Source organism: Salinispirillum marinum (genome assembly GCF_042650105.1).
Taxonomy (GTDB): Bacteria; Pseudomonadota; Gammaproteobacteria; order Pseudomonadales; family Natronospirillaceae; genus Salinispirillum; species Salinispirillum marinum.
Genome location: NZ_JBHSAL010000001.1, coordinates 1,437,309 through 1,460,157, shown reverse-complemented (window position 1 = coordinate 1,460,157; position 22,849 = coordinate 1,437,309). Strand labels below are relative to the sequence as shown.

At 51.2% G+C, this 22,849-nt stretch carries 17 protein-coding genes and 1 pseudogene; 5 read left to right on the top strand and 13 right to left on the bottom strand.

Translation table 11 applies throughout. The features are described 5' to 3' along the window. Positions 1-95 precede the first annotated feature (95 nt). Positions 96-1,487 carry a sigma-54 interaction domain-containing protein gene (locus ACFOSD_RS06805; RefSeq protein ID WP_380692398.1) on the top strand — a complete coding sequence of 464 codons (1,392 nt, stop codon included), beginning with the start codon at positions 96-98 and terminating at the stop codon, positions 1,485-1,487. A 1-nt stretch (position 1,488) separates the two neighbouring features. Here ACFOSD_RS06805 and ACFOSD_RS06800 read toward each other — a convergent pair whose 3' ends face one another. The 5 genes from ACFOSD_RS06800 to ACFOSD_RS06780 form a co-directional block, all read right to left on the bottom strand. Continuing rightward, positions 1,489-2,199, bottom strand: a complete 711-nt coding sequence (locus ACFOSD_RS06800; RefSeq protein ID WP_380692399.1) for an alpha/beta fold hydrolase — start codon at positions 2,197-2,199, stop codon at positions 1,489-1,491. A 1-nt stretch (position 2,200) separates the two neighbouring features. Next, complete coding sequence (locus tag ACFOSD_RS06795; protein ID WP_380692400.1) at positions 2,201-2,668, bottom strand: nuclear transport factor 2 family protein; 468 nt, start codon at positions 2,666-2,668, stop codon at positions 2,201-2,203. A gap of 87 nt (positions 2,669-2,755) precedes the next feature. Then, on the bottom strand, positions 2,756-3,658 hold the full coding sequence (locus ACFOSD_RS06790) for a LysR family transcriptional regulator (protein WP_380692402.1): 903 nt from the start codon (positions 3,656-3,658) through the stop codon (positions 2,756-2,758). Positions 3,659-3,722: 64 nt separating this feature from the next. Beyond that, positions 3,723-4,718, bottom strand: a complete 996-nt coding sequence (locus ACFOSD_RS06785) for an aldo/keto reductase (RefSeq protein ID WP_380692403.1) — start codon at positions 4,716-4,718, stop codon at positions 3,723-3,725. Positions 4,719-4,804: 86 nt separating this feature from the next. Beyond that, positions 4,805-5,494: a GntR family transcriptional regulator gene (locus ACFOSD_RS06780; protein WP_380692404.1), complete on the bottom strand. Its 690-nt coding sequence runs from the start codon at positions 5,492-5,494 to the stop codon at positions 4,805-4,807. A gap of 205 nt (positions 5,495-5,699) precedes the next feature. On the opposite strand from ACFOSD_RS06780, the gene ACFOSD_RS06775 reads away from it, so the two are divergent. Both ACFOSD_RS06775 and ACFOSD_RS06770 read left to right on the top strand, forming a co-directional pair. Continuing rightward, positions 5,700-6,740, top strand: a complete 1,041-nt coding sequence (locus tag ACFOSD_RS06775; protein WP_380692406.1) for an aromatic ring-hydroxylating dioxygenase subunit alpha — start codon at positions 5,700-5,702, stop codon at positions 6,738-6,740. Positions 6,741-6,801: 61 nt separating this feature from the next. Beyond that, complete coding sequence (locus ACFOSD_RS06770; protein WP_380692407.1) at positions 6,802-7,773, top strand: PDR/VanB family oxidoreductase; 972 nt, start codon at positions 6,802-6,804, stop codon at positions 7,771-7,773. A 114-nt stretch (positions 7,774-7,887) separates the two neighbouring features. Here ACFOSD_RS06770 and ACFOSD_RS06765 read toward each other — a convergent pair whose 3' ends face one another. The 3 genes from ACFOSD_RS06765 to ACFOSD_RS06755 all read right to left on the bottom strand — a co-directional run bounded on the left by ACFOSD_RS06765 (position 7,888) and on the right by ACFOSD_RS06755 (position 11,271). Next, positions 7,888-9,327: an ice-binding family protein gene (locus tag ACFOSD_RS06765; RefSeq protein ID WP_380692409.1), complete on the bottom strand. Its 1,440-nt coding sequence runs from the start codon at positions 9,325-9,327 to the stop codon at positions 7,888-7,890. 348 nt (positions 9,328-9,675) lie between these two features. After that, on the bottom strand, positions 9,676-10,260 hold the full coding sequence (locus ACFOSD_RS06760; protein WP_380692410.1) for a hypothetical protein: 585 nt from the start codon (positions 10,258-10,260) through the stop codon (positions 9,676-9,678). Between the two features lie 18 nt (positions 10,261-10,278). Further along, on the bottom strand, positions 10,279-11,271 hold the full coding sequence (locus ACFOSD_RS06755) for an LPP20 family lipoprotein (protein WP_380692412.1): 993 nt from the start codon (positions 11,269-11,271) through the stop codon (positions 10,279-10,281). Positions 11,272-11,463: 192 nt separating this feature from the next. Between ACFOSD_RS06755 and ACFOSD_RS06750 the strand changes: the two genes are divergently transcribed. Together ACFOSD_RS06750 and ACFOSD_RS06745 are read left to right on the top strand one after the other, a co-directional pair. After that, on the top strand, positions 11,464-13,134 hold the full coding sequence (locus ACFOSD_RS06750) for a P-loop ATPase, Sll1717 family (RefSeq protein ID WP_380692414.1): 1,671 nt from the start codon (positions 11,464-11,466) through the stop codon (positions 13,132-13,134). 15 nt (positions 13,135-13,149) lie between these two features. Next, positions 13,150-13,296: pseudogene (locus ACFOSD_RS06745) on the top strand (integrase core domain-containing protein); the annotation flags it as partial. A gap of 96 nt (positions 13,297-13,392) precedes the next feature. Here the strand turns inward: ACFOSD_RS06745 and ACFOSD_RS06740 are convergent. The 5 genes from ACFOSD_RS06740 to ACFOSD_RS06720 all read right to left on the bottom strand — a co-directional run bounded on the left by ACFOSD_RS06740 (position 13,393) and on the right by ACFOSD_RS06720 (position 22,798). Next, complete coding sequence (locus ACFOSD_RS06740; RefSeq protein WP_380692416.1) at positions 13,393-14,145, bottom strand: hypothetical protein; 753 nt, start codon at positions 14,143-14,145, stop codon at positions 13,393-13,395. Next, positions 14,135-15,316 carry a DUF262 domain-containing protein gene (locus ACFOSD_RS06735; protein WP_380692417.1) on the bottom strand — a complete coding sequence of 394 codons (1,182 nt, stop codon included), beginning with the start codon at positions 15,314-15,316 and terminating at the stop codon, positions 14,135-14,137. Before ACFOSD_RS06735 ends, ACFOSD_RS06740 begins: the two co-directional genes overlap by 11 nt. Positions 15,317-15,807: 491 nt before the next feature. After that, entirely contained in the window at positions 15,808-17,547 is a 1,740-nt protein-coding gene (locus ACFOSD_RS06730; RefSeq protein WP_380692419.1) for an acyl-CoA dehydrogenase family protein, read from the bottom strand. A 436-nt stretch (positions 17,548-17,983) separates the two neighbouring features. Beyond that, positions 17,984-19,765, bottom strand: coding sequence for an acyl-CoA dehydrogenase C-terminal domain-containing protein (locus tag ACFOSD_RS06725; RefSeq protein WP_380692420.1), 1,782 nt, complete (start codon positions 19,763-19,765; stop codon positions 17,984-17,986). A 186-nt stretch (positions 19,766-19,951) separates the two neighbouring features. Continuing rightward, positions 19,952-22,798: a M16 family metallopeptidase gene (locus ACFOSD_RS06720; protein ID WP_380692422.1), complete on the bottom strand. Its 2,847-nt coding sequence runs from the start codon at positions 22,796-22,798 to the stop codon at positions 19,952-19,954. Positions 22,799-22,849: the final 51 nt, after the last annotated feature.

The window sequence follows — 22,849 nt, the reverse complement described above, 5'->3', positions numbered from 1 at the left end:
TCAATAGACATCGCCTCTGCATGCCGTCCGAACTTCAGGACACTATCCAGTTTTCCGGAAAACTGGCATGATACCCGCACTGTTTCGGAGGTTTTATGGCCCATTCACCCTTATTGTCTAAACTGACGCAATCCAGCGAGAGTTACGCTGCCGCCTTCGATGCCATGGAAGAGTGGATTGTGATTGTCGATGATCAGGCGCGCATCCTGTTCATGAACCGGCCTTACGCCCAGTTCATTGGCATTAACCGAGATGATGTGGTCGGAAAAAAAGTCACCGATGTGATCGAAAACACCCGTATGCACCTGGCGGTTGAAACTGGCAAGCCCGAACGCACGTCGCTGCAAGAAATTCGCGGCAACCACATGATCGCCAATCGCTACCCGATCATGGTGGACGGCAAGGTCGTCGGCGCTGTGGGTACGGTTTTGTTTCACGACACCCACGAATGGAAGCAGATCAACAGTCAGATTCGCGCCTTAATCGCCGAGCGCGATTTCTATCGCCAACAACAGGACGATGACAAAGTATCCACCAGCGGCGCACATTTCCGGTTGAATGACATCATAGGGCGCAGTCCGTCGATCTATGCGCTCAATGAGAAAGTAAAAAAGGTCGCCTCGGGGGATGTTTCGGTGCTAATTCGCGGGGAATCCGGCACCGGTAAGGAACTCTATGCCCACGCCATCCACCAACTATCCGAGCGCGCTGAAGGTCCCTTTATCAAGGTGAACTGTGCCGCTATCCCCGAAAATCTGCTGGAAGCCGAACTGTTCGGTTACGAGGATGGAGCATTTACCGGCGCGCGCAAAGGCGGCAAGCCCGGTAAATTTCAATTGGCGAACAATGGCACGCTGTTTTTAGATGAAGTGGGTGACATGCCACTGGCCATGCAAGCCAAACTGCTGCGCGTGCTGCAAGACCGTGAAGTGGAAGCCGTCGGCGCTACCCGGCTGATTCCGGTAAACATACGCTTGGTGGCGGCCACCCACCAACCATTAGAAGATCTGATTGCCAAGGGTGAATTCCGCGAAGACCTTTACTACCGCATCAATGTCGTGCCGCTCAATTTGCCGCCACTGCGGGAACGCCGGGAAGATATTCCCGCTTTAACCGACCACTTCTTGAGCCGTCTGGCTCGTCGTACTGGACGGCGCACGCCGAAATTGACCGCACAGGCGCTGACCGCCTTACTGGAATACCGCTGGCCGGGCAATATTCGGGAATTGGAGAACGTGCTGGAAGCAACGTTTTACATGAGCCAAGGACGGAAGATTTCGTTGCCTGCGCTGCCCGAACATATTGCCGGAGCACGTGCCCAAGATGTGGATACCGGCGGCACCCTGAAAGAGCGTTTAGCCAGCGCCGAACGGGTGATTCTGCGTGAAGCACTGGCCACCTGCGGCGACAACCGACTACGCACCGCCAAATACCTCGGCATTTCCAAATCAACCCTGTACGAGAAGTTGGCCCGCTTCGGCTTGTAGATCAATCAAACAAGAAGTCCCGCAAGGCTTGCGTCACGGCCTCTGGTTGCTCCATGGTGCTCATGTGGCCGGCATCTTCAATAACGACCAAGCGGCTGCCAGGCACTAACGCTGCCATAGCCTGATGTTGTGCTACATCGCTCCAGGTATCTTGTCGTCCAGTGATAAAGGTGGTCGGGCAGCGCACGCTGCGCAAGACCTCTGTCGCATCCGGACGTTCGATCAACGCTTTTATTTGGCGCTCGAACAGAGCCGGTGTTTTGCTGGCAATCATATCCAGAATGTCGCCACACAGTTGGGTATCACGGCGACGCTCCGGGTGCACCATGCCTTGCAACCACTCCTGACCCATCACCCGCATGCCCTTCTCTTTGGCAAGGTTAACGAACCGCATGCGGCCAGCGATTTCTTGTTCGCCTGTCTCGCCGTCGGCCAATGCACGATAACCGCTATCCATTAAGGCCACACGTTCAACGCGTTGTGGCGCCATGCGAAGCACCTCTAAGGCTACGCGCCCGCCCATGGAATGCCCGGTCATGGCGAAGGAGGCGGGTGCCAAGCGCAGAACTTCCTCGGCCATACCCGTAATAGATGTAGCCGCTTCGTAGTCCACGACATGAGTGACCACGGCATCGCCCAAGGCCTCGATCTGCGGTGCCCATACGGTGCGGTCACACATCAGACCGGGTAACATCATCAAGACTGGTTTCATTTTACGCTACTCCTGTGGCTGGCATGGGGTTCATGTTTAACGTGAAAGCGGCACGCCGCTCATGCAAACGCCAGCCATCAGGCGTCAACATACATTGATCAGCAAATTCACCCACCAGGGCGCGTGCCACGGGCGCGCCGAAAGGTTGCGCTACCGCAGCGGCATCCTCGGTTGAAAACAGCAGCACATAGCTCTGCACTGTCGCCCGGTCAGCGGTTAAATTCGTAATAAGTACGTTGGTGACGAGGTGACGATTAAAACGGTTAGGGGGTGTTTGCGCATAGGCCTTGGCAATGGCCTCAGGCCCGACAATCGGCTCAGGCGAGGTCGGGCGGTAAAGCCTGCCGTCGAGCGCAAACAGCGCCCCGAATGCTAGGTAGTCGCGCGTATCAACACAGTGCACGCTGGCTTTTATCAGGTTTTCCAGCGCCCAATGCGTCTGCATTCTGTGCGGTTCTGGCATTGCCATGGTCTGGCCTCTTGCGGATTCAATGGACAAATCATAGCCCATGCCTGAACCGAAAAGGCCCGACGAACAATGCGTTCCTCTGACGGGCTATTTTTCCGCCATGGCTTCCTCGCTGAGGGTCTTCAAGAAATCAATGAAGACGCGAGTACGTGCACTCAACATGCGACGGCTGGTGTACACCGCTGACGCCTTGGCCTGAGGTTCGATAATCCAATCATGTCCCACCTGACGCAATTTGCCTTGCGCAATATCATCACGCACGTATAAATAAGGCAGCAAGGAAATACCGGCACCGGCCACCACGGTATCCCGCACCATGATCGGGTCGGTGGTTTCGATTTCGCCGCCGATATTGAGCATCTGACGTTGGTCGCCATGACGCACTTTCAATGGTTTATTGTGATAGCGCTGCTCGCAGATGTGCACATTCTCCAGCAACTCATCGAGGGTGCGGGGAAACGGTATGGTCTTCAGAAAAGCCGGGCTGGCGACCCACACCAGCGGCGTTTCAAACAACGTGATGGCGATCATGTCGGAATCGGGTAACTCACCGACTTGCACCGCAACGTCAATGTGATCACCCAGCAGGTTGACCTGATTCGGGGTAATTTGAATATTCAGTTCCACATCGGGATAGGCTTTGCGGAAGCGATGCAGATTCCCCGCTAGGATCAGTCGGCTGAACGCCATGGGCAGTGACACGGTTAACAACCCACTGGGGTCATGCGTGATGCCGTTCATGTGCGCATCGGCGGCATCCACTTGTTCGAGGATCAGTTTACAGTGCTTATAAAACACTTCCCCTTCGCTGGTCATCCGCACATGGCGCGAATTGCGATCCAACAAGCGGACTTGCAAATCGTCTTCTAAACGCTGCACAAATCGGCTGACACTGGACTTTGGCATGCGTAACGCACGTGCCGCCGAGGAAATGCCTTGGTGTTCCACCACGGCTGCAAAAACAGGCAAATCTGCTATGTTCCACTTCATGAACAAACCGCACCCTTGTTATGGTTTGTTCCAGATTGTCCATTTTTTAGCCGTGCTTGTCACCTTATGCTGTAAATTCCTCGGTATCAATTTCCGCCTGCGTCGCCGCGTTATAGCGTGGCCCGTGAATGGTGTCTCGATTCACCAAGCGGTCCAGCTCGGCCAGCACATCGGCACTCAGGTTTAGGTCTTTTGCCTGGAAGTTTTCTTCCAGATGCACCTGCGATGTGGTACCGGGAATGGCAACAATGTGCTCGCCACGGCTTAATACCCAAGCCAACGCCAATTGCGCCGTGGTGTAACCGGTGCGTTTTGCCACCGCTTGCATACCCTCTATAGCCTGACGATTGGCCGCAAAATGTTCCGCTTGAAAACGCGGCATGTTACGCCGTAAGTCACTGTCGATCAGCCGGTCAGGGTCAGGCATGGCATCCGTTAACATGCCCCGCGCGACCGGACTGAAGGCAACAAAGGTCGCCCCCAGTTCACGGCAGGCATCCAATACCGCTATTTCCGGATTGCGGGTCCACAAAGAATATTCGGTTTGCACGGCGGCAATGGGGTGTTCGCGATGCGCTTTGCGTAAGGTAGCGGCCGACACTTCGGACAACCCAATGGCACCGATCTTACCCTCTTGCTTCAAATCGGCCAGCGTGCCGACACTCTCTTCAATCGGCACCGATTTATCCCAACGGTGCAGGTAGTACAGATCAATATGCTCCACGCCCAAGCGCTGTAGCGCCTCATCACACACGCGTCGCAACGCTTCGGGTCGACCATCAATCAACCGTTTGCCATCCGGGCCTTTGAACATTCCGCATTTGCTGGCCAAGAAAAATTCATCGCGGCGGTGCATAACGGCTTTGCCAAGCAAGGTTTCGTTGGCACCAAAACCGTATAGTGCAGCGGTATCCAAATGGTTGTAACCCAAGTCGAGGGCGCGGTTCAGCAGCCGCACGGCATCCGCTTCCGGGGTCGACACGCCATAAGCGTGCGAAAGATTCATGCAACCCAAACCAATACGGCAGGTGTCTGTTAAAGCAGTCAGTGCTTTCGCCATGGTGGTTACTCCATTGGTAGGAAACAAATTATTTGGCCGCAGTGTACCGCAAGCGGACGTTGCACCGGTGGTACGGTGCGTCCAATTTATGCGCTGTGACGATCCGGTAAACCAAACAAACTGCTGTAACGCACGCCGATGTAAGCATGTTCGCGCATCAGCATTTCTGCCCGTGCGCCTTCTCCATGTACCAGGGCTTGAAACACCAACTGATGTTGCATGTGTGCCAACTGCAGTTTACGAAATTCTTTATCCAGGTGATCAACGTCAAACATGATGGAATCGGATGATGCAAAAGGCAGATGCTTGTTGCGCGCAATGGCATCCGCAATGGGCCGACTGTCCGCTCCCTCAACGATCAGGCTGTGAAAACGGGCGTTCAGGTCGGCCCATACATCAATCCCCTCAGCACTGCGTTCAGCCCGTGCAAACAGCGCCTCGCCGTCGTTAAGACATTCTTGGAGCCCCTCTCGAATAGCATCCGGCAGTCCACGCTCGGCTAACCGACGTGCCGCCAACCCCTCCAATACGCCGCGCACTTCCAGCCCGCATAATACATCGTCAAGCGAAAACGCCCGCACCACAAAACCCTGCTTACCGCTGCGTTCTAATAGACCTTCTTGTTCAAGCGTACGAAAGGCTAGCCGAATGGGCGTGCGAGAAACCCCCAGCATATCGGCAATTTGCACTTCGCGTAATTTTTGCCCAGGAGCCAAATGCCCATCACTGATGAGGCGGCGCAAATTGGTTACCGCTAGGTGGCTGACGTTACTCATGCACAGACTTCCTCAGTCATTCTGGATCCTAAAAAGCGATTGTGGTCGTAGCTTACCTTGGGTGCAAGGTGCCGTCGCCAAGTTTAATGTTTCCGCAACGCTTTGGATCCATATAAACAAATTTACTTGACTTAATGGCAGCATAATTCTAATTTTGGATCCATAAAAAGACAGCGTGGCAAATTACTGCCCTTGGAGGACTGCAATGACAACGACTCACTCATGGCCTAAAAACACCTGGTATGTGGCCTGCACCCCGGATGAAATTGCCGAGAAACCTCTTGGGCGGCAAATTTGCGGCGAACGTATTGTGTTCTACCGCAGCAAAGAAAAGGCCGTAGGCATTGCCGACTTCTGCCCGCACCGTGGCGCGCCGCTCTCACTGGGTTTCGTCAATAATGAAGGCGACCTCGTGTGCGGCTATCACGGCATGGTGATGAATTGCGACGGTAATTGTAAGTCAATGCCCGGTCAGCGGGTCAGTGCCTTTCCCGGCGTGCGTAGCTATCCGGTTGAAGAACGTTATGGCTTTATTTGGGTGTGGACCGGTGACGCTGAACAGGCCAACCCCGACCTGATCCCGGATTTTAGCTGGTTTGACGACCCGAACTGGGCATACGGTGGTGGCCTGTACCACATCAACTGCAATTACAAATTGATGATCGACAACCTCATGGATTTAACCCATGAAACCTATGTGCATTCCACCAGCATTGGCCAGCCGGAAATTGAAGATGAGCCGCCCGAGTCCTTCCGCGATGGTGACACCATTGTCACCAAGCGCACCATGGAAAAGATCCCGGCACCGCCATTTTGGCAGAACGCATTGCGGTTCAACGACTTGGATCCAAATGTGCCAGTAGACCGCTGGCAGATTAGCCGCTTTACCCCGCCCAGCCATATCATGATTGAAGTGGGTGTGGCGCACGCCGGACACGGCGGCTACGACGCACCGGCCGACAAGAAGGCTTCCAGTATTGTGGTGGATTTCATCACCCCGGAAACGGAAACCTCGATTTGGTATTTCTGGGGCATGGCACGTAACTTTAAGCCTAACGATACTGAGTTGACCGATAAGATTCGCGAAGGCCAAGGGCAGATTTTCTCGGAAGATCTGGAAATGCTGGAAGCGCAACAGCGCAACCTGCTGGATAACCCCGACCGACAGTTGCTGAAACTCAACATCGATGGTGGCGGTGTACTGGCACGCCGTATGTTGGATAAAATCATCGCCGCTGAACAATAATTGATGAGCAAAGGCAGCCGCCAAAATCTCGGCAGCCGCCTAGCCCTTGAGGTAACGGAACATGAGCAAGACCAGCCTGAGCATGATTGTCGAGGTGAAGAAAAAAACGTCGGTGGCGGCAGACATCAGCTGTTTCGAGCTGGTTGACCCGCACGGCCGGGAACTGCCTCCTTTTACGGCAGGCGCGCACATCGACGTACAAACCGACGGCGAGCACCTGCGGCAGTATTCGTTGAGTAATGCCTCCAGTGAACGTAACCGTTACCAGATTGCCGTTTTACGCGAACCGAAATCGCGTGGTGGCTCGATTGCGATGCATGAGCAGGTGAAAGAAGGCGACTATCTGCACATCAGCGCACCGCGCAACCATTTTGCGCTCGACCATGATGCACGCCGCAGTGTGTTATTCGCGGGTGGTATAGGTATCACCCCAATTCTGGCGATGGCCGAAGAGCTGCATGCCAAAGGGGGCGAGTTCGAACTGCACTATTCCGCGAGCAAACCTGAACACGCTGCCTTTGTGGACTATTTAATGAGCGCACCCTACGCTGATCGGGTGCATTTCCATTACACCAAGGTTGAAGGTGGCAAACGCATAGACCTCGCCGCAATGGCCGCCAAGCCCGAAGCGGCGGTGCATATTTACGTATGCGGACCAGAATCATTCAATGATGCGGTAATCAACACCTTCGAAGCCGCCGGTTGGCCGAAACGTCAACTGCATACGGAATACTTCGTTGGGGCAGATGTAGACACCAGTGGCGACGGCAGCTTTACCGTGGAATTAGCGCGCAGTGGCGTGAGCTTTGTTATCCCCGCCGATAAGACCATCGCAGACGTATTGATTGATAACGACATCGACCTGCTCACGTCGTGTGAACAAGGCATTTGCGGCACCTGTGTCACCAAAATATTGGACGGCACACCGGAACACCGCGACCGTTATTTAACCGACGATGAAAAAGCCGCGAACGATCAGTTTACACCCTGTTGTTCGCGTTCTAAGTCAGCGAAGCTGGTGTTGGATTTGTAGGCGGAACAGTTTAAGCGATGCAGGGAGGCGAAAGTTATTGAAGGGTTTGATGAACATACAACACAATAGCCACAAAAAAAGCCCCTCTCGGGGCTTTTGCATTACAACAAAAGATTAAGGTTGAGTAACCGTTGTCGCGTCTAAGGTTACTGCCGTTTGGGCCATGGTTCGACCACTTAAGCTCGAACCTGTTTGCATGTCTATATTCGTTTGGCTCATAACAATGCCGACGAAGCTAGACGTTGTACCAAAGGTTACCGAACCTGCAACCTGCCAAAAGACATTCTCAGCCAATGCGCCACCAGTGAGTGTCAGCGCAACACCATTTTCAACAGTTAGGTTGCTGGCTACTTGAAATATCCATACCGCGTTAGCATCGCCACTTAAGGTTACGTTAGAGGTCATCAACAAGCCTGTGCCCCATTTGTACAAGCCGGGTGTCAACGTCATTCCTGACACGTTGCCTGCTCCTAATTCAGTGAAGTCAGGCAATGAGCGCCCTGCCGCATCGGTATAAGCGGTTTCCATATCACTTATTGCTGTGGTCAGCGTAGCTGGAGTAGGCACCGCCATATTGGCAGCATAAATGTTACCCGTAACGACGCCTGAGGTTGAAAACGTATCCGACGCATCGCGCGATTGCGAGAAGCCTGTGATCAGTGTTTCAGCCGCTGGACTCAAAGCAAGATCACCCGTGATTGCGGTCACACCCGTGGTCGAAATACCCGTTTTTGCAACGATGGCGTAATTACCCGCGCTGCCTAAGTTCACAGGTGCCGGGCCGTTGGCTAATTCATCACTGGTGGTGAACGTCCATACGCTATTAGCCGCCAATGCATTGGCAGATAAGTCTTGCATGCCCGTGGTTAGGGTCGCGGTGTATTCTGTATTGGCAGCTAGGTCATTGGTTGGGTTAAAGGTAGCCGTGGTGCCTAAATAACTCACGTCACCCGCAACCGTTGCGTCGTTTGCATCCTGCAAGGTAAAACTCGACGATGTAATGGTCTGCGGGTTTAAGACTTCGCTGAAGCTGGCGGTGATGTTGCGGTTTCTCGGTACATTAACGGCAGCGTTAGCAGGCTGTGTCGAACTGACCGTCGGTGCCGAAACATCGGCGACCTCCCCGGTAGTGAAGGTCCACGTATGGGCACTCGCAAGCGCTACCCCATCTGCGGACTTTGCGGCCGTGGTGATGGTCGCGGTATAGAGGGTGTTTGCACTCAAGGCGCTGGTCGGCGCAAAACGAACACTTTTGGTGACGCTGTCATAGGTGACTTGGCCGACCACAGCGGACTGAGCCGCGGCACCTAAGGTCATGCTGGTGGTCGTCAGCGTTTCGCTGTTCATTGCCACACTGAAGGCAGCGACGATTTTGGCGGTTGTCGAGACGCCCACGGCGGCGATAACAGGGCCTGTGCTGAGGACGGTAGGTTTTACCCCATCATCAGAATCATCTGAGTTGCTGCTGGTGCTGTTACAGCCAGCCACGACAAGAAATGCCAGCATGGCCATTAATAAGGCCACGGGCGAAGAAAATCGTTTAATTGACGTCATCGTATTCTCAAGGAATAAAGGTATGCAGGTGAAGGCGGCTCATGGATGACCCGTAGGTAATCTATGGCGTCGACCGTTACGAGACGACCGGGTTAAGGCAGAGGCGTTAGGGAAGGCACAGCGTCTCACAGTGTTTGTACACTGGCGTCTAAGCCAGCATTCTGGAGATTCCGGGGCGCAAGGGTACGCTTTGTTTTTCGTGGAGGCGTGAAGATGTAGATCGAAAGCCGGACAAGCACTGTGCGCTTATTATAGGCACATAGCGAGCTTTATTTAGCGCGTTCAGCCCTGAAAGTGCACGATGGCAAGCGCTCAGGGCCGAACCGGTTGCGGCATACTCAGCAACGGTTACTGCGGGTCTAAAGCTTCGTTCAAACGGTTCATGGCATTTTGGCTCATGAACATTTCAAACGCCTGAGCGTTGGTCATAACTTCAGGGTCAGCTTCGGTAACGATGGCCATTTCTTCTACGACAGCGCGGACGTTTGCTTCCGACACCGCAACCATCGAACAGAAGTTACGAGCACCGTTGATGTCTACGTAGTCGGCGGTCACACGACGTGCCCCAACCAAACGCTGGTCAACCACTTCACGCGCCGCTTCCTCATAGCTGGTGCCGATGTTCACGCCATCGGTGGTGGCTTCTACCCGGCGTTGATAGTCCTCACGCAACGCCTGTACTTGCGCGGACATACTGGCGGCCAATTGCTGGCGGGCCAACATGTCGGCCCGGCTGCTGTCTAGGCTGATATTGGCCGAAGCGGGGGTGCAGCCCGTCGCAGCACGGCCATCGGCCACTTCGGGGGTGAATACCCAAGTCGGCACACCGCTGCGGGTCATGGGTTCTGGTTGGGCTTCCGTTTGCTTGTTGGAACAACCGACGGCCAACACGGCAATGGCAAGGGCTGATAAAGCTAAATAGGGTTTACGCATAGTGAATTCCTCGGGGGCTTAGGGTTCTAGGGCGTCAATAAACGCGGTATTTAAATGGTCTAGTGTAGCAGTCACCGCCTGCTGCAACGCACGATCAGCACTGCCGGCCACACCGCGACGGGTGGCACTGGCTTGCCAGCGCACAACATTTTGTTCATCGGTCAGGCGCATGGCGGTGGTGACGAAGCTGTAATGCATGGCGCCTTGGGTTTGCGCTTCTTCGCTCATATTCACCGATAAACGCCATACCGCTTGTGCGGCATCGGTAAAACCCAAGCCTTGGTTAGCGAAAACAGCTCTGATTGCACTCGCCTGTTCTGCCGCCAGGGTATTTTCGGCGTCTAACCCTAAGGGCAACTGCGCCATAAATTGTTGATGCGCCTGAATGATTTCAGCCCGGCGGTTCGCCCAACCAACATCGATCACGCGCCCAACCAAAAACTGGTGCAACTGATTTCGTGCTTCCATACTGCCAACCGCCGCCATAATGCTGTGCCAGCCTTGCAACTGCAGCCATTGCGGTGCACTTATGTCGATTTCCACCGCCTGCAGTGCGCGTCGATCGTCTTCAAACAACCGCGATTGTCGGCGTGCCGCTTCCAGCGTATTTAAAGACACCAATGCATAGACAATGCCTTCCGGGCTACGCCAAGTATCGACCAAACGCGTGTCTTCAATATTGATATCTGGCACAACGGATTGGATGGACTGTTGATAGGTTGACGCAATGGTGTTGTCGTTTGCGGTGATGGTGCTGGCGGTATTCGCACTGATTTGTACTTGCAGGTTTTGCAGCAAATCAATAGTTGCCGCATTGCGGGCTTGTTGCAGGCTGTCGGCCTCGTTGCTCGACAACCGGACACCGCCCATTCCGTAGATCACATCGGCGGTGCGCGGCGGCATGGTTACCCAGTCAGGGCGGGCGTTCGCCACATCATCGGGCGTGCTGGCACACCCCAGCAAGCCAGCCACGAGCATGCTCAACAACCCTAGGGTTAACACAGTTTTCATCGGCAATCCTGTCCGCACTGGAATGATTCACTGGCATCCATTCTAGACGCGGAACAGACAAAATGACAATGGCGGATTGTCATTCGCTGCGAAGCTGGATTTACCTCCTTCATTAAAGTACTTGACCATTCATAAGACTCTGCTACCTTTACAAATATGATTTAAAAAACCTAATTAAGAGCCGAATTATTAATGGATGTAATAACTATAAAGAAGGGGCTAAAAATTGGTGAATTGGATGCAGAAGCTGATTTCGACCTACTTAAGTCTTGCTTCGTTGACAATGGTCAGTTAGAGAATCTGCTAGACATAAAATCTCCAGCCTCTATTATACTTGGCCGAACGGGATCTGGGAAAAGTGCTTTACTATATAAGATTTCTTTAGATGTTGAACATTCTGCAATGTTAGATCCAAATGACATTTCAATAAGATTCTTAGAGCACTCCAATATAATACAGTTTTTCAATGAAATAAATGTCAAACTAGATTTATTTTATCGGATACTGTGGCGCCATATACTGACAGTCGAGCTTCTTAAACTGAGGTATAGCCTCAAAAATAAAAGTGATAACGATACATTTCTATCCAGGTTTAATCAGTGGGTAGGCAGAGATTCTGTAAAAAAAAGAGCGTTCGAATATTTTTCAGAGTGGGGTGATAGGTTTTGGTTAGAAACGGACGAGCAGCTCCAAGAGTTAACAACAAAGTTAACTAAAGACATAAAGGCCAAGCTAGGTTCAAAATTTTCTGGGGTTGACATTTCGCTTGAGGGCGCAAGGTCATTATCTGAGGAAGTCAGATCTGAAATTCGCTCATTGGCCACACAGGTAGTCAGTGGGATTCAGATAAAAAGATTAAATGAAGTTTTAGAGTTATTATCAGACTTCGCATTTAATGATAGACAGAAAAGATACTATATATTAATAGATAAGCTAGACGAAGATTGGGCGGAAACCGAGACTAGATGCCGTTTCATTAGGGCTTTAATTGAGGAGACAAAGTCACTGAGAAAGATACCTCAAGTTAAAGTTGTAACTGCACTCAGGAGAGACCTCCTAGACTTAGTTTTTGACAGGACTAGAGACTCAGGATTTCAAGAAGAAAAATATGAAGCATACTTAGTCCCTCTTATCTGGAGCAAAGAGGACCTGAAGAACCTATTATCTGCTCGAGTAAACGAGGTTTATAGAAGACAATACACATCCGGCGCAGTGAGATTTATTGATATTTTCCCTAACCCTAAGAAAGGTGCCACAGGTGAAGCGATTGATTACATTATTGAGCGGACGCTATTCCGACCAAGAGATGCTATCCAATTCTGTAATGAGTGTTTTTTAATAGCTGCAGACCGTAACAGGATATCTTGGCGCGCAATATATGCAGCAGAAGTTAACTATTCCACAAAGCGATTGAAATCTCTTAAAGAGGAATGGTCGGAGTTTTATCCAGCACTGGAGGCTACAGTAGAAATCCTCCGCGGAGTAGTAAATCCATTCACTAGGTCGAATTTATTGGGTAAAAGACTTGAAGAAGCTGCTTTGGAAATCCATGAAGATGACCCTCGCGATCCTTGCGTAAAGAGTGTTAAAAAGTTTTTCGAGCCTAAGAGCAAAGTAACTGAGGCAGAAATTGTATCTCAAATACTAATATGCTTATACCACACAGGTATGATTGGAGTAAAAATGAGCACCTTAGACACATTTGTTTGGTCGCACATAGACCAGCCAAGAATATCTAAGAGTGAAGTAAAAAGAGCAAATCAAATAGTAGTACACAAAATGTTTAGGCGTGCTCTAGAAATAAATGATACTAAGTCTTTTCATGCCAGCCCGAAGACTCAAAGATTAAAAAAAACTTATTAATTTAATACACTATAGCGCTACAACCGTACCGTACGCTATTACTGGCTGGCACAATACTTGTTTGACAGCATTTAAAAAGTCCAAGTCTATGCGACACGTTGGCTCTGGCACTACAATAACGAACGTCCCAATATGGGGCTTGGAGGGAAAACTCCTCAATAGAAGTTGGCCTTGGTAGCCTAAGCTCTATTTATAAGCCCGCTTATAAATGAGTGGATTGCCAAATGACAGATCCGAAACCAAGAATCCACTTAAAAATCAAAATTCTTCAAGAGAACACAGGTACTCTTCATACAATTTTATAAAAATATTATCTATCAATACTAATATAGAAAAATATACAAAATAGTTGTCATATATGTAGCCCCCGCCAATTAATGTATTAAGAGTGGGTAGATTCTGCTGGTAAGAAAAAGTATTGTGAGCAACTCTATTTCTATGCTTATACAAATGATCGGTATACATTTCATCTAGAGATTTTTTTACACCGATTATATTCGATAGATTATTTCTATTTGTAAATAAATTACTTTTATCATGGATAAAATACCTTTCAGAAACTGCGCTCCAAATTTCTTGATATTCATTGAAGCCTTTTTGCGCCCAGACCATTAAATTTGAACCCTCAAATGAATTCCTTACCTGCATTGATGACTCATTTAGAATATTGGCTTTATTAATAGAGTGCAGATCAAACGCTTCATTTTTAAACTTGCTTATTTGTTCAACCAAATCCTTGTAAATTTCTTTTTTTTCTTTGTAGCTTGAACATTCACCTAGTGGTTTTTGAGAATATCTAAAATATCGATATTCATAATCGTTGGCTGCCATCTCCCAGCTAATGCATTTCATTTTTTGCTCTAGAGCGCCGGTCATTTTTAAAAAAATGGATTGCATAACATAGTCACATATTGGATATGTCTCTATACCGAAACCCACGCCACTGGTAGCAGTAACGGCATCCCCCAACATTTTTGATATTGATGAAAAGATAAATTTATTATGATTCATTGACTACATATTTTCCATAAATATATATTGATTTACTAATGCGGCTTCTTAAGTGACCTAAGTTATTTGGATTCTTCTGGTGGGATAGATCTTTCTTATACCGATTTATAGCTTCTACCAAACCTTCTCTTAATTTTTTTGGTTGAGATACATCTATTTTTTTCTTGCGAAATAGTATGTGGTAAACCAGCCCGAAAAGATACATATCAACATCGACAATAGAAGAATAATCGCCAAAAACGCCTAACTCTTCAAGAGCTATTTCCAACTCTGCCAAACAGCTTTCATAATTCTTGTCTGGAAATACACTAGAAAACCCCCCAAAAATCGTAGATTTCTCATTGCTAATGGCTGCGAAAATGTACTCCTCATAATATTTTTCCATTCTCTGCTTATAGCTTCTAGCTACTTTCTTTTCGTCACCGTCATTATGATATTGCGATAAAAGCGCCAAATATCGAACAAAGTCAGATTTCGTTTCATTGCTAAAGATTTTGACTAATATTTTTTTTGAAAAATTGGGAGAAAACAGCATAACAAGATCTTGATCAAGAAAATATAATGATGCTCTACTTTCCTGGGGCAGCAGGGGCTCGCCCTGAATATTTATATTTCTGAATACTGAGGAATAATATCTTTGCTGCTCTTTCTCATTAGATGTTTTTGGAACAAGGTACGAAAAGCCCAAAAAGTTCTTTTCAAGAAAATCATCATCCAAATTTAAACTTATCGCCTTGTAGTTTTTGTCGCGAATTTTTCCCAATATTTCTTCCTTGCTTTTTCCTTTGCTTGTCAACTCACCAACATTCCACTCAAGAATATTGTCAAATTGCCTTTCTTCATCAGGGTCATCATTGTCATTAGCAAACTCTTCGATGGCTTTCTTATATGTTTGAATATCAGGATACAACCCTAAGTACGCCAAAACGATGCTGGTAATTCTTTGTTGGCCGTCAAGAATTAAATTTTTATTCACCCCGTCTGAATTGAAGGCACCGATTGTAATGGGAGGAACAAACTGATTTTTCCTAAACGTATCAATGAGAGTCTCTACTTTTCTTTCACTCCAAACGAAGTAACGTTGATAGTCTGGAAGTATAATATTCTTCTTAAGAAGTAGTTCGATCCAATGCTTCAGGGAATACTCCCCGTAATAAACTCTATTTTCCATTCATTTGCCTGCTTTCGACTTATTAATATTTCACATTTGTAAGTTCAATACTATTTATTATGTGGGCAGCTAATATTTATATCGTAGCCTACGAGCCCGTTTTACCCGAAGCTACTACCTCAATTTGAATACTCCTTCTAAAGTAGGCCGAAAGTCAGTGATGGTCAACGTTTGGTTGAAGTCGTTTGGCGTGGGCATTGCTGGCAAAACGATCACCGAGGCTACTATCACGTTTTAGCACCACCATCTTAGCTTGTTGTTTTTATTGGGTTTTGTGGGGAGTTTGAGCATGCGAAAAAGATTTTAGGGACGAGGGCCGTTTTGCGGGGTTTAGGTTGATAGTCAATAAAATAGTGCGATGGGGTGAGGTAGGGAATTTGGCGAGTATGCTGAGAATGCAGAATAGCGGCCACAAAAAAGCCCCGAGAGGGGCGTTTTGGTAGCCGTTTTTGGAAGGGCCAATGTTCGGTCAGAGGGCTGACCTCCTACAGTTACAGTGCGATATCCATCAATACGGATGATTCGGCCTGCAAGCGCTGCAACAGAGTGTCGACCTGCGGCCACAGCCATGCGAAGTAGAATTGCGCGGTGGGTGCCTTCAAGGCGTCGGCCCCTTCTGCATTGACCATGCGCAGCCACAGGTAGCCGTAGGTGATCAATCCGAGCAGTTCAAGTACGTTGTAGGCTTGCGTACCGGCCAAGTTGGGTTCGCCCGCGTTCACCCAGGTTTGTACCTGTGCTTCCAGCTTGGTCATCACATCAAACACTTGCGTGCGTTGGCCGTGCCAGGCGCTGTCGATGTTTTGCAGTTCGCTACGAATGTCGGCAAAGAAGTCGGCCAGCCATTCACCTTTGTTCATCAGCACTTTGCGCCCGATCAGATCCATGGCCTGAATGCCATTAGTGCCTTCATAAATCTGCGCAATGCGTACGTCACGCACGGCTTGTTCCATGCCCCACTCGCGCACGTAGCCATGGCCGCCAAACACTTGTTGGGCCAGTACGGTGCATTCCAGACCACGGTCGGTGAAGAAGGCTTTGCCGAGCGGAGTTAACAGGGCTACACGGCCATCGGCTTTGACGCGCACGGCGTCATCGGGGTGATAGCGCGCGGTGTCGAGCTGTGCGCCCAAATAGACGCCCAAGGCGCGGCCTGCTTCAATGTAGGCTTTTTGGATCATCAACATGCGGCGCACGTCGGGGTGCACGATGATCGGGTCAGCACGGCCTTCTGTGCGCAGGCTGGCGTCGGCGGCTTTCGACTGTACGCGGTCTTTGGCGTAAGCGAGTGCTTGCTGATACGACCATTCGGCTTGCCCGGTGCCTTGCAAGCCAATCGACAGGCGCTCGTAGTTCATCATGGTGAACATGTAGTTCAGGCCTTTGTTGGCTTCACCGACCAAGTAGCCGGTCGCGCCGTCAAAGTTCATGACGCAGGTGGCGCTGCCTTTGATGCCCATTTTGTGCTCAATAGAACCGCAGGTGACGCTATTGCGTTCGCCCAATGAGCCGTCTGCATTCACCAGAACTTTAGGGACGACGAACAGGCTGATGCCTTTGGGGCCGTCCGGTGCGTCGGGCAATTTAGCCAGTACGAGGTGGATGATGTTTTCGGTGAGGTCGTGTTCACCGCCGGTAATAAAAATCTTGGTGCCTGAAACGGAGAAGCTGCCATCGGCTTGTGGTTCGGCCTTGGTGCGGATCATGCCCAAGTCGGAGCCAGCGTGCGGTTCCGTTAAGCACATAGAGCCCGACCAGCGACCTTCGTACATGGGTGGCAAGTAGGTTTCTTTCAGTTCGTCGGAGCCGTGGCTGGCGAGACTCAAGCACGCGCCAGCGGTCAATACGCTATACAGGGTGAGCGAGGAGTTGGCGGAATACTGCATTTCTTCAAACAAGACGGTGAGGCCTTTAGGCGCGCCCTGGCCGCCGTATTCGGTGACGCCACCCAGCCCAACCCAGCCGGATTCCGCCAGCGTTTGGTAGGCTTCTTTGAAGCCGTTAGGCGTAGTAACCCCATCGGCGCTCCAGGTGCAGCCTTCTTCATCGCCACTGCGATTCAGGGGTGCAAGTACTTGCTCACAAAGCTTAGCACCTTCTTCCAGAATGGCATCGGCCAAGTCGCCGCTCATTTCATTCAGCGCAGGCATAGCTGCCCATTGTTCAGGCAAGTTAAATACGCTATGCAACAAGAAGCGCATATCTTCTAGCGGGGCGCGGTAGTCGGTCATGACGTTTTCCTCTCTCGAAATTCTTATTGATCGCGGCTGCCGAGGCCAGTTATGTACCATTAATACCGGCATTGCACCTAGGTTGGGAGGGTCTATACTGGGGACGCTGCAAGCACGATCCCTGTGAGCTCGGATGCCGCCGTCCGGGCGGCATACGCCCCATACAAGACCCTCCCAACCTTGGCGCAATACCTGATTTTGGTCAGCACATCAGATGAATCGATCCACATGACATCTACTAACATAATCAGAAGCTATCAAAGGATTATGTCTACCGGTCAAGCCCGTGGGTTAGAGTCGGCGTATGCCGCCGGGACGGCGGCATCCGAGCCAGCATGGATGCTTTCACGGCGTCCGACTGTAGCCCTTAGCCTGTCCCCTTCAAGCTTAGCCCGATGCATGCGGCATCAGGCCTAGCCTAGCTGTTAGCTGATGCTTACAGGTACTGGAACTCTTCTTCTGACATCGCCATCAGCGTATCCAAGCCGTTCAACATGGCCAACTTGTGGCCTTCGGCGCGAGGTAGAATGCGGTCAAAATAGAAGCGCGCGGTGTCCAGCTTGGCTTTGTAGAAACCGTCTTTCTCGCCTGCGGCGATCTTGTTCTGCGCTTCCATTGCCATACGCGCCCAGTAGTAACCCAGCGTGATGTAGCCAGAGTACATCAGGTAATCGTAGGCTGCGCCGCCGACTTCTTCTTTATTCATCATCGCCTTCATGCCCAACTTCATGGTCACGTCGCCCCAATCTTTGTTCAGGGTCGCCAGCGTTTTCACCATCGGCTTAATGCCTTTCGCGCCGTCGTGCTCTTTGCAGAACTTATGGATGATTTTCGTGAAGTTCTTCAGCATGCCACCTTGCGTCATCAGTACCTTACGGCCCAACAAGTCCAGAGACTGAATACCGGTGGTGCCTTCATAGATGGTCGAGATACGGGCGTCACGCACAATCTGCTCCATACCCCACTCTTGGATGTAACCGTGGCCACCAAACACCTGCACACCCAAATTAGCCGCTTCCAAACCGGCTTCGGTCAAGAAGGCTTTCGCGATGGGCGTCAAGAAAGACAACAACTCGTCGGCCATTTTCTTCTCTTCGGCGTCGACATCTGAGTGCACGATGTCGACCAGTTGCGACAGGTGCATGATCATGGCGCGGCCACCTTCGGCGAACGACTTCTGCGTCAGCAGCATACGCCGTACGTCCGGGTGCACGATGATCGGGTCAGCCGGGCCGTTCGGGTTTTTCACACCACTCAATGAACGCATGGCTAAACGGTCTTTCGCATACGCCAATGCGCCTTGGAATGACAACTCAGCTGAAGCAACACCTTGAATCGCCGTGCCAATACGGGCGAAGTTCATGAAGGTGAACATGCAGTTCAGGCCTTTGTTTGGCGGCCCAATTAAGAAGCCTTTCGCGCCATCAAAGTTCATCACGCAGGTGGCGTTACCGTGAATGCCCATTTTGTGCTCAATAGAACCACACTTCACGTCGTTGCGTGTACCGTCCGGTAAAACCTTCGGCACGATGAACAGGGATATACCCTTGGTGCCTTCCGGTGCGCCGGGCAGACGGGCCAATACAATGTGCACAATGTTTTCAGCCATGTCGTGCTCACCGGCTGAGATAAAGATTTTGGTGCCGGTGATGGCGTAGCTGCCATCGGCGTTTTCTTCGGCTTTGGTTTTCAAAATGCCGAGGTCAGAACCACAATGCGGCTCGGTCAAGCACATGGTGCCGGTCCATTCGCCGGAAACCAGCTTGGTCAGGTAGACTTCTTTTTGCTCGTCGGTGCCGTGCAGATCAATGGTGGCGCGCGCACCGTGGCTCAAGCCGGGGTACATAGACCAAGACCAGTTTGCCGTGCCGGCCATTTCGGAAATGATGTGCCCTACAGATTCAGGCAATCCTTGGCCACCGTGTTCCACCGGGCTGGCCAACGCACCCCAACCGTTCTCAACGTATTGTTGATAGGCTTCTTTGAAGCCTGTGGGTGTGGTGACGCCGTCTTCACTCCAAGTACAACCTTCTTGGTCACCGCTTTGATTCAAGGGCGCGATGACCTGCTCACAAAACTTCGCCCCTTCGGCGATGATGGCGCTGAGCATGTCGCGGCTGGCCTCTTCGGCACCGATTTTCTGGTAATGGGTTTCGGCGTCATAAACGTCATACAACAGGAATTCGATGTCACGGACGGGCGCTTTGTACGTTGGCATAATGATGACCTCTCAAGCTGAGACAATGCTCGGATAAACAGACAATTCAAACAGTTGTTTGAAACATACGTTCGAGGCCAATTCGGGTCAAGCGGGTTTTATGCTTTGTGCATGCAATACAGGCAATGGCAGAGCTAATTCGAACATTGATGCCACCGTGGAAAGGGTGGCATCAATGTGAGCAAATCAGGGCATGATGCTGTGTACAGTGGTCAAGCGTTCAGCCTGCAAATACATAGCTTCACCCAACGCGTTCACCCGTTCGGTGGTGGCACCGCCCAAAGAAAGCTCCGGTTGCCTGAAGTACCACAAGGGTGTGCCGATATTCAGCGTCCAAATCATGGCATCCAATAATCCGGTGTTGCGGGCTAAATTGTCCCGCTCGCCGTTTATCAGGCGCTGTCGGGCATCGACCACCTCTTGCTCGGTAAAGGGTTGGCTGCGCAGGGTAGACAATACATCTTGCACCCGAGCAAGCGCTTCATCGGTTCGCTCCGGGTCGGTACTGAAGCGAATGACATTCAAACGTTGCGGGCGCTGCGGTAATGACCACAGTGTGCTGGCGCCAATGCTGTAAACCAGGCTGGCTTGTTCACGCACCTCCTGTAATAGGCGGGTACTGAATAAGTCGTTCAACACGCGATTAGCGGCGAAGTTTTCCGGTGTTAACTCCACGTCCGGTGTGGAAAAATACACCGTTACATCAGCGCGCTCGTTCGGGTTGTCAAATTGCTCAATGCGGGTTTCTTCCCATTCGGCGGTGCCGGTTTGCCATATCGGTTGTTCCGGGCTACGTAAAGGCAAGCCAGCCAAATGGTCGGTTAAGGCGTTTTGCAATTGGATGGTATCCACATCGCCCACCACCAGCAAGACATACTCAGTTTGCCCTTCGGTCAATAAACGCTGTGCGGCTTGCATCTGAGCCAGGTCCACGTTGCTGAAGTCGTCTGCACCGGGCGGTGTAAACGGCGGTTGTCCGCCAAACAAGGTTTCGGCTACCGAACGTTGAAAACGGCCAGCCGGAGTCGAATCAAAATTCCGATAAGCATCGGCATACTGTTGCTGCACCTGAGTCAGTGCGGTGGGGTCGATGGTTGAACGACTGAGGACTTCGGCCAACAACCGCACGGCATCGTCCATCGTGTCCTGCGTGGTCGCAACCTGTATTTCAAACCGGGGAATACCCAGTTGAATATCTAACGTCATTTCTTGCGTGGTGAGGTAAGCACTGAGGTCTACGCCATCCCTATCCAGTGCGCCTTGTTGTTGAAATACGGCAGGCAGTAAACGTAAGGCGGGTACCAGGGCAGGGTCACTGACCATTTGTCCGCCAATACCAACAAAGCGTAAATAGACTTTGTCTCGCTCTACCGTGGTCGGGTGAATCACGGCGGTGAGGTTGTTGCTCATGCGCCAGTATTCAAGGCCATGGTCGGTATCACTCGTCTGCGCGACAATGGCTCCGGGGTGACTATAGCTGCCGGTAGTGCGTAGCGCGGCCGCTGCGATGGGGGCCGTTATAGGGCCCATACGAACTCGATCGGTAACCTTCGCCAAAGCATCGGCATCCCACGCCAAACGCGCGTACGCTTCATCCGTCAGAAAGGCCGCGATCACTTGATCAGCTGGCAATAACAAGGTTTCAGCGAACGCATTGATTTCTTCCAACGTTAAGGCACTGAACAAGGCTTGCTCTACCTCGGCGATGGTATCGAACCGTGTCATCGGCAAGTCCAGCGCCAGCAAGCTCAACATGACATTCGCATGCACATTGGCCGGTGCGCCCTCCAGATAGCGCACCAGGCTGCTGTACTGCCCCATGGCCACACCAAAGGCGGTGCTGCGTTCCTGCTCGGTGATGCCATAACGACGCAAGCGTTCGATTTCTTCCGCCACAACCTGTAATGCAGCGTCCTCTTGTTGGGCGCGTGGCGTAATGCGCACCCCAACCACCGATTTCCCATCGGTTAAGCGATCTTGCAGTACCTGACCATCACTCAAGGCACTGTCGGCTTGCGTGGCGCGGCGATTCAGCCGTGTGGCCAGCACTTCCATAAGCAGGTTGGCTTGCAAGGCCGCCAGCACATCCTTTTCGGTGTTCAGGTTCAAGCGCGACAACACCTGTTTAAACACCATGGATGACTGCGCAGCCTGCGGATCATTCACCACCTGATAGCGCGTATCGGCGTATGACGGGGTAACGGCCCGGTCATAACGCACAGCGGGCGTGCGAGCTTTAAACTGCCCGAGCCCTTCATTCAAACCCGCCAGAACAGCATCTGCCTCGACCACGCCGCTGACCACCACGGTCATGAGTTCCGGTCTATACCACCGGTCATAGTAGCCACGCAAAAGCTCGGCGGTGGCTGCTGTAAATACCTCGCGCACCCCAATTGGGTAGCGTTCAGAATAGGGCGTTCCTGCATGCAAGAAGCGATGATGTTGCAGCCAAACCGGCTCGTCACCCGCGTAACCCGCAGCGCGCCACTCTTCTAAAATCACACCACGTTCGCTCATAACAGCATCTTCAGCAAACGTGATGCCTTGGGCCCAGTCGTGCAGCAAATCATAGGCGGTGTTCAGAAGGTCTGGGCGGTCCAGCGGAATTGACAGGGTATACACCGTTTCATGAAAACTGGTGTAGGCATTGATGTCTTGCCCGAAGCGCATACCTGCAGCTTCAAAAAAACGAATGATGTCTTGGCGCGGGAAGCGTTCAGTACCATTGAAGGCCATGTGTTCGACAAAATGTGCCAAACCTCGTTCGTGCGCCTCTTCCTGCGCCGAACCAGCCGCTACATGCAAGCGAATTTCAACCCGTGGTCGGGCACCGTTATCGGGCAAGGTTTTTACTAGGGCGCGCACGCCGTTATCAAGTTGAACATCGGTGATCTGTTCATCCGGGGCGTAAAACACCGCTTGGTCGGCTTGTGGGGTTGAAGTCGGCGACAATAATGCTGCACAACCTTGTACACCCACCAAGAATACCAGCCATACCACGGCCCGCAGTGCTCGCATTCTGTTCAATCCCATCCACAAATCCCCTGAAATCATGTTTTATCGAAGGGTAGAGAATATAGGCCC